Source organism: Bacillus sp. FSL K6-0073 (assembly GCF_038006085.1).
GTDB lineage: Bacteria > Bacillota > Bacilli > Bacillales > Bacillaceae_G > Bacillus_A > Bacillus_A cereus.
The window spans coordinates 3,134,970-3,148,480 of record NZ_JBBOUN010000001.1 but is presented as its reverse complement, the minus strand read 5'-3'; the positions used below and the strand labels follow the sequence as shown (position 1 = coordinate 3,148,480).

Genomic DNA, 13,511 nt, shown 5'->3' with positions numbered 1-13,511 from the left:
TGATTTAAAGCTTCACTTTATTTTAGAAGGGGATTTTCAGTTGCTTATTTTGTGTATTTCAGCCTAATTTAAATTCCGTTAACAAACATTTTTATAAAGGTTTAATCAACAAAAAGATTTTAAAATGGTATGTTGAGCAAGTGGAATTGCTAAAAAGAGAATATCCATTCGAAGAGTTTGGCAAAATACTGCAAGGGTAATATTTTCTTGTGCAAATATGTAAACGATTTAAACGAATCAATGAAATTTATAATGAAGGGGCAATTAAATATATGAGTGAAACATTACATAAAAGAAAACCACCATATGTAATGCTTGTAATCCTTTTTATTGGGGCATTTGTTTCATTTCTAAATAACTCCCTTTTAAATGTAGCCTTGCCATCAATAATGAAAGATTTAAACATTCAAGATTATTCAACGATCCAGTGGCTTTCTACAGGGTATATGCTTGTAAGTGGTATATTAATTCCGGCCTCAGCATTTTTAATAACGCGTTTCTCGAATAGGAGCCTATTTATTACATCTATGGTGATTTTTATTCTTGGTACTGCCTTAGCGGCTGTAGCACCTAACTTTGGTTTATTACTTACTGGTCGGATGGTTCAAGCGGCAGGCTCTTCAGTTATGGGACCTTTGTTAATGAATATTATGCTAGTAAGCTTTCCAAGAGAAAAAAGGGGAACAGCAATGGGGATTTTTGGACTAGTTATGATTACAGCTCCAGCAATTGGGCCGACACTATCAGGTTATATTGTAGAGTATTATGACTGGCGTTTGCTTTTTGAAATGATTTTACCGTTAGCAATCATTAGCTTACTGTTAGGGATTTGGAAATCTGAGAATGTCATGAAACAAAACAAAAATGCAAAACTTGATTATCTCTCATTACTATTATCTTCTGTCGGTTTTGGCGGTTTGTTATATGGATTCAGTTCTGCAAGCTCCGATGGCTGGACGAATAAAGTTGTCTTAACAACCTTAATCATAGGCGCTATTGCCCTAATTGCTTTCATTATTCGTCAATTAAAAATGGATGAGCCGTTATTGGATTTACGTGTTTACAAGTACCCAATGTTTGCACTTGCGTCTGTAATTGCAATTGTCAACGCGGTGGCCATGTTTTCGGGTATGATTTTAACACCAGCTTATGTACAAAACGTCCGTGGTATTTCGCCGCTGAGCTCTGGGCTGATGATGCTTCCAGGTGCGGTAATAATGGGGATTATGTCACCAATTACAGGTAAACTATTTGATAAATATGGTCCTCGGATTCTTGGCATAGTGGGGCTTTCCATTACAGCTGTTTCAACGTATATGTTGGCAAATCTGCAAATTGACTCTAGTCACACACATATTATTCTTATCTACACACTGCGGATGTTTGGGATGGCGATGGTTATGATGCCACTTATGACAAATGGTCTTAATCAATTGCCAACTCGCTTAAATCCGCACGGTACAGCTGTTAATAATACAGCTCAACAAGTGTCCGGTTCGATTGGTACTGCTATTCTTGTTACGATTATGAATTCTGTAACAAAAACGAAAGCTGAAAGTTTAATGTCTCATATAGATCCAACAACCTTCACAGAAACTACGAAGGCAATAGTAACTCAGAAAGCTTTATTATCTGGAATTCAATATTCATTTTATGTAGCGCTTGGCATGAATGTTGTTGCACTACTACTAGTTTTTTTCGTTAAACGTGTAGATACAAGTGCGGAAGCTGTCGAGAAGTTAAATCGGTAGAGAAGAATAAAACCTTAGATAATGATTCCTACAAGTTTTTTACTGCTAAGGCGCCGGTATTTAAAGCTGGAAAAGAACTAAAAGAAGCAGGGAAATAATTATATAGTAAAAGAGGACCTGATGTTCATATCAGGTCCTCTTTCACTAGTAACACGGTATATTTGCTTATCGTATTGCTTTAACTAAACTACTGATTTTTCGAATACTACAATCTTAAGAGCGTCAACTTCTTTGTTTTGGGGTGTTGTAGAAGAAAATGAATCAAAATAATCGTTTTTATAAACAAATACAAGAGATGAGATCCATTTGCAATTTCTCATAAACATTACAAGTTTAGATTATCTTTTAACCTCAACATTAAAAGGCTCCAACTATATTTATTCGCTTCATTTTAATTTAGTATTTTTCTACAAGTTATAAATCTAATTGCCAAGCTTATACGTAATATCATAATCATGAATAGTTAGGGAAAAGATAAAATAAGGTAATCAATTACATATCTTTATCCCAGGCGATTAGTTGCTATTTCCTCTTTATTAAATGGGATATGTTATTTCATGCTTTTTTGAAAGGGTGTTTTAAATGGAAAAAAAAGTATCTGCCATTCCTCAGCCGAAAACATATGGACCGCTGGGTAATCTCCCATTAATCGATAAAGATAAACCGACTCTATCGTTTATTAAGCTGGCGGAAGAGTATGGTCCCATTTTTCGAATTCAAACTTTAAGTGATGCCATAATTGTCGTTTCCGGACATGAACTGGTAGCAGAAGTCTGTGACGAAACACGGTTCGATAAAAGTATAGATGGTGCTTTAGCAAAAGTTCGTGCCTTTGCTGGAGACGGATTATTTACAAGCGAGACTCACGAGCCTAACTGGAAAAAAGCTCATAATATTTTGATGCCTACATTTAGCCAACGGGCAATGAAAGATTACCATGCCATGATGGTCGATATTGCTGTACAACTCGTTCAAAAATGGGCAAGACTGAATCCGAATGAAAACGTAGATGTTCCAGAGGATATGACTCGGCTTACGTTAGATACAATTGGTCTATGTGGTTTTAATTACCGATTTAATAGCTTTTATCGTGAGACACCTCATCCTTTTATTACTAGCATGACCCGTGCTCTAGATGAGGCGATGCACCAATTGCAGCGGCTGGATATAGAAGACAAACTTATGTGGAGAACGAAACGTCAATTTCAGCATGATATCCAATCTATGTTTTCTTTAGTAGATAATATTATTGCTGAACGTAAAAGTAGTGGAGATCAGGAAGAAAATGATTTACTTTCCCGTATGTTAAATGTGCCAGATCCGGAAACTGGTGAAAAATTAGATGATGAAAACATTCGTTTCCAAATTATCACTTTTTTAATAGCTGGGCATGAGACAACAAGTGGATTGTTATCTTTTGCAATTTACTTTTTATTAAAGAATCCGGATAAATTGAAAAAAGCCTATGAAGAAGTAGACCGTGTTTTGACAGATGCTACTCCAACATACCAACAAGTTATGAAACTGAAGTATATACGGATGATTTTAAATGAATCACTGCGTCTATGGCCTACCGCTCCAGCATTCAGTCTCTATGCAAAAGAAGATACAGTGATTGGCGGGAAATACCCAATTAAGAAAGGAGAAGATCGTATTTCTGTTCTTATTCCACAGCTACATAGGGATAAAGATGCATGGGGAGACAATGTGGAAGAATTCCAACCTGAACGATTTGAAGAGCTGGATAAGGTTCCTCATCATGCTTATAAGCCATTTGGAAATGGCCAGAGAGCATGTATCGGTATGCAATTTGCACTTCATGAAGCCACTCTTGTAATGGGAATGCTTCTTCAACATTTTGAATTAATCGATTATCAAAACTATCAGCTGGAAGTAAAACAAACATTAACGCTAAAGCCCGGCGATTTTAAGATTAGGATTCTACCCCGAAAACAAACTATTAGCCATCCTACTGTTCTTGCACCTACAGAGGACAAGCTGAAAAACGATGAAATTAAGCAGCACGTTCAGAAGACACCTTCTATTATTGGGGCCGATAATCTTTCACTTCTTGTTCTGTACGGCTCGGATACAGGTGTAGCAGAAGGTATTGCAAGAGAATTAGCGGATACAGCTAGTTTAGAAGGAGTTCAAACGGAAGTGGTAGCTCTTAACGATCGAATTGGAAGTTTGCCAAAAGAAGGAGCGGTACTTATTGTGACTTCTTCTTATAATGGAAAACCGCCAAGTAATGCAGGGCAGTTTGTGCAATGGTTGGAGGAACTAAAACCGGATGAGCTAAAAGGGGTTCAATACGCAGTTTTTGGTTGTGGAGATCATAATTGGGCTAGTACCTATCAACGGATTCCAAGATACATTGATGAGCAGATGGCTCAAAAAGGAGCAACAAGATTTTCTAAACGCGGAGAAGCAGATGCAAGTGGTGATTTCGAGGAACAGCTCGAGCAATGGAAACAAAGTATGTGGTCTGATGCAATGAAGGCATTTGGATTGGAGCTCAACAAAAATATGGAAAAAGAGCGCAGTACTTTGAGTTTGCAATTTGTCAGTCGTCTTGGAGGATCTCCTCTTGCACGAACATATGAAGCAGTTTATGCATCTATACTAGAAAATCGTGAACTCCAATCATCCAGTAGTGATAGAAGTACACGACATATCGAGGTATCCTTGCCAGAAGGCGCTACATATAAAGAAGGAGACCACCTTGGAGTGCTGCCAGTTAATAGCGAGAAAAATATCAACCGAATTTTAAAACGTTTTGGATTAAATGGGAAGGATCAAGTTATACTGAGTGCAAGTGGACGAAGTATAAATCACATACCTTTAGACAGTCCTGTTAGTTTATTGGACCTTCTTAGTTATAGTGTCGAAGTTCAAGAAGCAGCCACTCGTGCACAAATACGAGAAATGGTAACATTCACAGCATGTCCTCCTCATAAAAAAGAATTGGAAGCATTATTAGAAGAAGGAGTTTACCATGAACAAATATTAAAGAAACGGATTTCAATGTTGGACCTTCTTGAAAAGTATGAGGCTTGTGAAATCCGATTTGAACGCTTTTTAGAACTTCTTCCTGCGCTCAAACCGCGTTACTATTCTATTTCAAGCTCTCCACTCGTTGCACAGAATCGTCTGAGCATTACGGTCGGTGTTGTTAATGCGCCTGCATGGAGTGGGGAAGGGACATATGAAGGAGTCGCTTCTAATTACTTAGCTCAGCGTCATAATAAAGATGAGATTATCTGTTTCATTCGAACGCCACAATCAAACTTTGAATTACCTAAAGATCCAGAAACACCAATTATTATGGTTGGTCCAGGTACTGGAATTGCACCATTCCGTGGATTCTTGCAAGCGCGTCGTGTTCAAAAGCAAAAAGGTATTAACTTAGGACAAGCACATCTATATTTTGGTTGTCGTCATCCTGAAAAAGATTATCTTTATCGTACAGAACTAGAAAATGATGAAAGAGATGGATTAATCTCTTTACACACAGCTTTTTCTCGTCTAGAGGGACATCCAAAAACATATGTACAGCATTTAATAAAACAAGATAGAATCAATTTAATTTCGTTATTAGATAATGGAGCTCATCTTTATATATGTGGTGATGGAAGTAAAATGGCTCCGGATGTAGAAGATACCCTTTGTCAAGCATATCAAGAAATTCATGAAGTCAGTGAACAAGAAGCAAGAAATTGGTTGGATCGTGTGCAAGATGAAGGGCGATATGGAAAAGATGTTTGGGCTGGTATATGACTGTTTCTTAATTAGATACATATTAACTAATGAACTTCTTTCGAATAAATTTCACTTTATTAGTATAGTGTATTTAGATGAATAGTGATTAACCGGACTATTTAGTATCTACTAAATAAAAAACAGGACCTGATATGCATCTATCGGGTCCTGTTTCACATAGACATTATACATCGATATTTTCCACGCATTATTAATGTTTGTAATGTAGTTAGCCTTTTGAGTCAGCTATAAAATCAGATATTATTTTTTCAATATCGAAAGGAGTAATCCCTTTATCCAAAGAAAAAATGCTTTCTGCTTCTTCGATGTCTTGAACGAGTTCACCTCTAGCTTCAATATGTAATCGGAACAAGTCATATAAATTCGGTTTAACTAAATTAGTTAAAGCCTTTCCGACTAGTATCATACCTTTTTGATTAGCCTCGATGGTATTATCATAAGTTAGATCTCTTGTAAGAGACAAATCTGTCCAAATCAATTTTCGTTCCTTTAAGTCTAAAATAACTGGAATAGAGATTTGGGTGTCGGCAGTAATATCCACTTTATCTTGAACAGTAGAAGGTTCAAATATTTCACCTGAACCAGGATATTGACGAACCATCCAACCAGTAAAGCATTCTGGTAAATCTTTATACGGTTGGTCTGTGTAAGAAAGCAAAGTCATGACTACATAGCGTGCACCATATTTCAGCACAGACGGAATATCGAAATCAATGAATTCAGATGCCCCCTTTGGTGCAGAAGTAATATCTCCGCTATGGTAGGCTTTGAAATTTTTTGAACGTAAGTTCGTGAAGGATACATGTTCTTTGTATTGCCAATCTTCGTCGTACATTGCAGCAGATAAATCAATGTCAACACGTCCTGTATGTTGTCCATTCACATAGCCTTCTTTCCACCATAGGAAAAAACGAATCGTATCTCCTTCTGGCAAATCTACTTTACTTCCTCGAGATAATGTGCGAAGCGCTTTGCTGGCTGAACGTTGAGAGAAGGGAACTAAGTGATTTTTTAACTGTTCATCCAAAAATACTTTTCCGAGACTTGGAAGTTCTGCGAAGCGATTTTTTAAAGTATCTTCACACATTTTTACAATCATTAAACAAATATCCTCTGAGATAAATGGAAGTGTATTTTCAATACCTATAGCTTTTGCTACATTTCCCTTTGGAAAAAAGGTGCGAAATTCATTTTTATCATTTCGATGCTTAAAATGAGCTGTGAGTTGAAGTAATACAGGAGTAGAAACGTTTCCTATTATACTTAGAAAATCTTCGAGAATATTGAAAACATCTGTTGACTTATCACTACATAAACGGATTAAATGATCCAAGCGTCTGGCAAATTCCCCCGGGCGAGTTTTTAAAAGATTTTTTGCTGTCATGATATCACGATTCAACAAAGCTGCTTCTATTTTTCCATTAAATGTTTCAACTTTAATGTTGTTGCGAAGAATCTCAAATGCTCGGTGAGTTTTTGGGAAACGAGTATGATATTCTGCTGGATGAAGAATTTCACCTAAACGAATCCAACGTTTTTTGTATCGAAGCATATCTTCGGTAATGTTTCCGCATTGCTCTGACAATCCTAAAAGGAAGCGTCTTTCTGCTCGGTTAAACTTCTTGAATCGGACGGAGGATGCTAAACTCACATCCCCTTCAGATAAAGCAACTGCAAGGCGAAGAACATCAGTTGCTGTTTTAAAATACTTTGCAGCAGCATCGGCTGATATTTTTCTGTTTATTAATAAAACCCCAATTATAAAAGACATATTTTCCTTATGAGGAATTACATTAGGTAGAAAACAGGAAACATCTTCAGTGTGTGTAATAGCCCATTCTACATCCGTCTTATCAGTTGAGGAAATAGAGCTGTTTGCACTAATCAATTGAGAAATCATTTGATTGAAATCTTCTTCACTTCCTAAGTCAATAACTTTCAAATCAACTCTATCTAAAAGAGGGAGTCGTTCTTCTACTTTTGATACAGGTAGGCGCAACGTCACATAATGAATAATGGCATTAATGTATAAATCAGCGTCACTTAAATCCATCATTTGTTGCGGAAAGTTTGGATACATAGGAGTAAACTGAATATGTGCTCCAACCATTTCTTTTAAATGTTTTACCAACTCTTTGTAAAACGATGTGAATGCATCAACCGAAAGTGTTTGCAACTCTTCTATTAAAGGCTCGGAAAAAGTAAATCCTAAATTTTCCAAGTTTTTTAAAACAGTGGCTAAATAAATGTTCGGTAGTTTATTTTCTTCTCTTTTTATAATTACTTTCAAACTTCTTCTTATGTAAATAGAATTTTTCATGAGAACGCCAGCTATTCACGCCTTATAAAAGAGGGGAATAGTCTGACTGTCCTCCTTTCAGTGGTAGATTTTTATTTTTATATGTATAAACACACTAATTGTAGAAAAATGTACAGAGGGTACATAGCTATTTTTTAGTGGAAAATTAGGGATATAACATTTAGTTGTTAAGTGGTAATTTGTTAATTAAGAAAAGAAAACCTCTACATCAATGGTTGATAAACTAAAGTTTATGCAATCCCAAAGAAGAAAGAGGTTTTATAGTCTAATTATTTTTCATAGGGAATTGACAACTCTAAAACAATTTGAAATTTCTACAAAGAAGGAAGAATTGTCATAGCCTATGTGTTTAGCAGGAAAGTAACATCCCTATTTGGCCAAAGAAGTTAGAAGGAAGGAACGTCATAGCCTGCTTTATTAGTATATTCTCATGCGAAGAGAAATTCAAGTATACTGTCTGATTTTTTATTTTTTTCTTAAAGGGGAATTTTCATGTTCAGCAAGTAAATATGTTGAAGTGACCCAATATGAAAGTTTTATATGAATCAAACTGTTATTTATGAGAATTTAGTTCGTTTGCAGCGTTTTGGGAGCAACTTATTCTGTTAGATTTATAGATATAAGGAAGGAACACTTTTGAATGATTTATTACTTGTAAGTGACTGTTCAATGCATCGTACTATTAAAAAATCTAAATTTAATCATTAAATTGCGATAAAATGTGATCGGAAATAATGAAATTTTAGGAAAAATAAGGTACACTAGTCTATGATTTTAATTGAAAATCGTTTGACGTTAATACATACGGGGGAAAGATTGATGAACAACAATACAACAAATGAATCAGTTGAAGAAATTGATCAAAAACGAGTAAGATCAAACAAACGTTATACAAATTGGAAGTTTATCGCAGCGGGTATTGGTGTAATTGCACTTCTTATTGGGGGAATGAGTTATTACCAGGCAACTCACTTCAATTCGAATGTTACAATTAATGACACAAAAGTTGGTGGTCTGAGCGCTGATCAGGCAATACAGAAGTTAAAGACATCTGGACTAGCAAACAAAGTCTATATTGATCAACAACAAATTTTAGATGAAAAAGATACAAAAACGGAACTTACGGAAAAAGATTTGCCTCAGGTTAAGAAACTATTAAAAAGTCAGTGGACATTTTTTCCTTCCTCAAAGGGAGAAAATTATTCATTGCTACCAGAGAAGGCAGATCAGTATCGTAGTGAAACGATGAAAAAACTTGTAGAAGAAAAGCTCATCTCTATGAATGAGAAATTAAAAGCGCCTCAAGATGCTATGGCGAAGCTAGAACAAGGGAAAATTGTTATTTCGAAAAGTGTTGAAGGAAAACAGTATGATGTTACTAGTCTACTGAAAGATTATGATAAACAAAAATATAAAAGCGAAATTCATCTGAAGTCTGCATACATAAAACCTATTAAAGAAGACGATCCGATTGTCAAAAAAGAGGAGAAAGCACTACAGAATCTTCTTGGGCAGTCTGTTGAGTATAAAGTGCAGGATGAAGTTTATCCTTTAAAAGCGAAAGATTTAATTCAAAATGCCTCTATGTCAAAGGATATGAAAGTTACAATTGATGCGAGTGACATTAAGAAGAAAATTACTGAAATTAATAATGCCAAATCAACATTAAATAAAGATTTCTCATTTAAAACTCATTCCGGTTCAGTCATATCAGTAAAAGGACAGGGATACGGCTGGGCACTAGATGTTGAAAAAGAAACTAAACAAGTTCAACAAGCCTTTGAGAAAGGCGACAAATCGCTTTCTGCTTCTAATATTCAAGGGAATGGTTGGGAGAAGGAAGGTATCGGTTATAAAACAACATCGAATAATGGCATCGGAGACACGTATGCAGAAGTTTCAATTGCAGAGCAACAAATTTGGATTTACAAAGATGGAAAATTAGTCGTTACAACAAATGTAGTAACTGGTAAACATAGTACTGGTGAAGATACATCACCAGGTGTGTGGTACGTCCTATATAAACGAACACCATATACGCTAAGAGGTAACGCAGTAGGAAAAGCTGATTATGCGGTTAAAGTAGATTACTGGGTTCCATTCACAAATAGTGGTCAAGGATTCCACGATGCCGGCTGGCGAAAAGACTGGGGAAATAATGCTTATTTAACAGGAGGATCAGGTGGGTGTGTGAACCTTCTTCCTAATGTTGCAAAAACTGTATATGATAGTTTGGACACGTATGATCCAGTTATTGTTTATTAAAAAATAGCTACGTATCAAGAAATAAACAAAGCAGGAAGTCTTACCTGATGGTATATGAAAAAACACCTCTTGCATTCGCATACTAAGTGTGCAAATGTAATGGAGGTGTTTTTGTTTGAATACAAGAGTGTATTGCTTATAAGAAACAAAGTAGAAAGAAATAATAAGTATTCAAATAGTCAATAAAATTGACGATGAATATCATTTTCATTTAATATAGAATCGTTGCATGTAATTAGACATGAATTTTTTGTTAATATAATAGATTTCTATTAAGTTGTCACATTTAAGAACTATCATTAAATATTTTAAGAATTTAAACGTAGGAAAGGGTAATATAAAATGAACTGGAAAAAAGGCGGATTATGGGTTATTATTTTTTTCGTTGTAAAAGGCACGATTTCTACACTTTTAATCGTTACAGGTGCTAAATATTTTGATTTATCATTTATGCAACTTATCTTATTAATTCTGACCTTATTAGTGATTTCTCTAATAAGCCGAAAATTGCTGTATAGATATAAACAAAACAAAAAGCAAAAAGAGCTAAATATATAAGGAAGCCCCAGAGACCATTGGATTTCTGGGGTTTTATTTTGATAGTTTTTTCGCATGTATATCAATTTAACAGAATAGGTTGTCCAAAATGATAAAATCGATGATGTTTAAAATGCGTCAGTTATTTTTAATAACGATTGATACCCGTATTTCTACAATCTATATAAATGACTCAAGCTTCGCATCTTATGAATTCCCTGAAGTGCTAAACCTAAGCAAAGTAATGAACTATCTTAAGGAAGAAAGTTGAGTTAGCCAATCGCATATGTTTTATTGAAAGGATGTGATTGAATTATGGAACGGCCGAATTGGGGAATTGGAGGATTAGTATTCGTTGGCTGTATGTTTCTTGGTGGAGGAGTGGGATCTATGTTAGGTAATGCCCAAACTGGATGGCTAATAGGAATGGGCGCTGGATTTCTTGGTATGGCTTTAACGAGACTGTTCAGAAAATAATGTAACTGAGATTCTTCTTCTGGTAAATAAGGAAATATGTAAGTAAGTCATGGCATAAGAGTTCTATAAATTATAGTTAGAATCTTCTCTTTTGTATTTGTTTTTTCTAAATTTCTCCATACATAGATACGATTCTCAAGTCGGAGGATAGCACCTTAGGGTGTCTTTTTTATGCTTTTTAAAAATGTCTTACCATATAATAGCTGAGTTTTGCTTTCAGTCTCCGATGCCCATTAAGCATAGAATAAAAATTCTGCACCATTTAAACTCTGATAACAATTCATACAATCAAGAATAATTGAGTTAATAGCTTTCGGTAGATTGCCATCATTTTTTTATAATAGATTAGATTCATTGCCGTTTCAGACCTATGTATGAATTCATAATCTAATAGTAAAAGGAGGAATGATTAAAGGTATGGCGGTTAATGAGGAATCAATTTGTCAACAGTTTGCAAGAATCATTGGCGGTCAAGAAGGATTCGCCGGTGGGAAATGCGTGGCAACAATAAACCGAGATGAAATACGAGCAACAATCTTGGGAAAACGTTTTAGAGTAACAACTTCCTTTTCATTCGAATCACGAGACAATAAAACCGGACGGGCATTATGCCTAGGCCGAGTAGCACTCTTACAAAAAGAAGTCACTGAATTTGTGGCGACAATTATTAAACAAGGAATAATCGTTTCGTCTATACACAATGAATGGTTATGTGATGATCCAAATTTAATTTACGTTAATATCGAAGACGTTGATGATCCACTAAATTTTGCAAGAAAAGTGAGAAGAGCGTTATGCACGTAATCAATTTCTTTAGTTAAACGAGTCATTATATTAAATTGAAAAGTTCAGCGTGTTGGATGGTTTTATAAAACGAAAGAAGGTGTTTCATATTTGGAATGCCTTTTCTTTATGTTTTCGTTACTAATGTGGGTGGTTAACTGATTACATGCTGTTTATCTTGCAACAGCAAGAACTGGATGAGGTATCTTTAAAGGTGTTTGACTGTCTATAGATACCATATTTTATCAAATGTTATTAGCATATCATAAAACGATAAGGGAGAAATCGCCTTCATACCAACCAATCAAAATCTTGAGGTACTATTCTTTATGTTGTAAGGTTCCACTATTATTTTCATCAATTACTCAACGTACTGCTTCGATGTTTTGATGAGTCATTTTAATAAATCCTTGCTTTTCATGAGATAATACTTTTTGATGAGTCATTTTGTGCATGGCATTGATTATATGACGATTAGAATTGAGGTCAAGTATTACCTCTTCACCTTTAATTCTATCAGTCTGCTTTTCCTTAACTCCTGATTATATTAGCTTCAATAACATATAATCATTCTTAAGAATATCATTGAAATGTACGAATAGATGTTAGTGCAGCAAAATAAATTGTGTTATGATATGAGGAAATATAAAGCTATGTAACGGAGGGAATAACATGCCGCATGTTGTGTTTCGTGGAATTACTACTGAACAATTAAAAAGCATAAGCAAGCCATTAGTAGAAGAACTCGCAGATATCTGTGAGTGTGGTACGGATAATTTCACCTTGGAACTACCAAGTTCTACGTTTGTATTCAATGGAGAAGAAATAGAAGCGTTTCCTCTTATTGAAGTGAAATGGTTCGAGCGTGGACAGGAAATTCGTGATCGATTTGCCAAGGCCATTACTACATATGTAATGGATTTTGGACTTCCAGAAGTAGAGGTTGTATTTACAGTTTTCACAGAATCAGCGTATTATATTAACGGGAAGCATTGTGCAAGTTAGAGCTATTAGAAAGATTTTTATTCCTATAATAAAATATGTTTCATTAAAAACAAGGGCCGGAATTCCGGCTCCTTTTCTATCCTAAAGCTTCATTTTATCTCTCCGTCTCAAAAAACTCAATCCATTCTCCATCAGGACCAGCGAAGAATATGTAACGTGTTCCATCTGGTAATGTTTCAATTTCTTCTCCTAGTAAAAAGGTTACTTTTTGTTTCTTCAGTCTTTCGATCTCATCCTCTAATGAATCCACTTTAAAGCAAATGTGATGTACTTTTCCTTCTGCCGGAAGAGAAGAGTTGTAGCCTTCAATGAGTTCTAGTATCGTTTCTTTTGATTCTTCCACACCTAAAAAAGCGAGTTTTAAGTCTGGATTCGGGTGTCCCATACGTTTCATGAGTTGTAAGCCGACTACTTCTTCATAAAATGAAATAGATGTTTCTAAGTTTGCAACCATAAGTCCGACGTGTTCAATTCTTCTAACTGGCATGTAGATTCCTTCTTTCTGAAAATTATATACAATATGTTATTGAAAATTAAGAAAATAAGCAAGATAAAAACCTTACAAATTTTAGCGTTTTATATGGTATAGT

At 35.2% G+C, this 13,511-nt stretch carries 9 protein-coding genes and 1 pseudogene; 7 read left to right on the top strand and 3 right to left on the bottom strand.

All coding sequences use genetic code 11. From position 1 onward, the window contains the following. Positions 1–272 precede the first annotated feature (272 nt). Positions 273–1,751 (top strand): DHA2 family efflux MFS transporter permease subunit, encoded by a 1,479-nt coding sequence (locus tag MHB52_RS16300; RefSeq protein ID WP_061663772.1) that lies wholly within the window; start codon positions 273–275, stop codon positions 1,749–1,751. Positions 1,752–2,333: 582 nt separating this feature from the next. Continuing rightward, positions 2,334–5,531, top strand: coding sequence for a bifunctional P-450/NADPH--P450 reductase (gene cypD, locus MHB52_RS16295; RefSeq protein ID WP_016118240.1), 3,198 nt, complete (start codon positions 2,334–2,336; stop codon positions 5,529–5,531). Between the two features lie 211 nt (positions 5,532–5,742). Here the strand turns inward: cypD and MHB52_RS16290 are convergent, their stop codons facing one another. Beyond that, positions 5,743–7,854 carry a TerD family protein gene (locus MHB52_RS16290; protein WP_061663771.1) on the bottom strand — a complete coding sequence of 704 codons (2,112 nt, stop codon included), beginning with the start codon at positions 7,852–7,854 and terminating at the stop codon, positions 5,743–5,745. Positions 7,855–8,673: 819 nt separating this feature from the next. On the opposite strand from MHB52_RS16290, the gene MHB52_RS16285 reads away from it, so the two are divergent. The 4 genes from MHB52_RS16285 to MHB52_RS16270 all read left to right on the top strand — a co-directional run bounded on the left by MHB52_RS16285 (position 8,674) and on the right by MHB52_RS16270 (position 11,937). Beyond that, positions 8,674–10,119 (top strand): L,D-transpeptidase family protein, encoded by a 1,446-nt coding sequence (locus tag MHB52_RS16285; RefSeq protein ID WP_061663769.1) that lies wholly within the window; start codon positions 8,674–8,676, stop codon positions 10,117–10,119. A 342-nt stretch (positions 10,120–10,461) separates the two neighbouring features. Next, positions 10,462–10,677 carry a hypothetical protein gene (locus tag MHB52_RS16280; protein WP_001104105.1) on the top strand — a complete coding sequence of 72 codons (216 nt, stop codon included), beginning with the start codon at positions 10,462–10,464 and terminating at the stop codon, positions 10,675–10,677. 294 nt (positions 10,678–10,971) lie between these two features. After that, positions 10,972–11,133, top strand: a complete 162-nt coding sequence (locus MHB52_RS16275) for a hypothetical protein (RefSeq protein ID WP_000441008.1) — start codon at positions 10,972–10,974, stop codon at positions 11,131–11,133. 417 nt (positions 11,134–11,550) lie between these two features. Then, complete coding sequence (locus MHB52_RS16270) at positions 11,551–11,937, top strand: DUF1259 domain-containing protein (protein WP_001986336.1); 387 nt, start codon at positions 11,551–11,553, stop codon at positions 11,935–11,937. A 302-nt stretch (positions 11,938–12,239) separates the two neighbouring features. On the opposite strand, the pseudogene MHB52_RS16265 reads toward MHB52_RS16270, so the two are convergent. Further along, a pseudogene (locus tag MHB52_RS16265) lies at positions 12,240–12,458 on the bottom strand (DUF6241 domain-containing protein); the annotation flags it as partial. A gap of 130 nt (positions 12,459–12,588) precedes the next feature. Between MHB52_RS16265 and MHB52_RS16260 the strand changes: the two are divergent. Further along, positions 12,589–12,921 (top strand): DUF1904 family protein, encoded by a 333-nt coding sequence (locus MHB52_RS16260; RefSeq protein WP_001120970.1) that lies wholly within the window; start codon positions 12,589–12,591, stop codon positions 12,919–12,921. A 94-nt stretch (positions 12,922–13,015) separates the two neighbouring features. Here MHB52_RS16260 and MHB52_RS16255 read toward each other — a convergent pair whose 3' ends face one another. After that, positions 13,016–13,408 (bottom strand): VOC family protein, encoded by a 393-nt coding sequence (locus tag MHB52_RS16255; RefSeq protein ID WP_001145286.1) that lies wholly within the window; start codon positions 13,406–13,408, stop codon positions 13,016–13,018. Positions 13,409–13,511 lie beyond the last annotated feature (103 nt).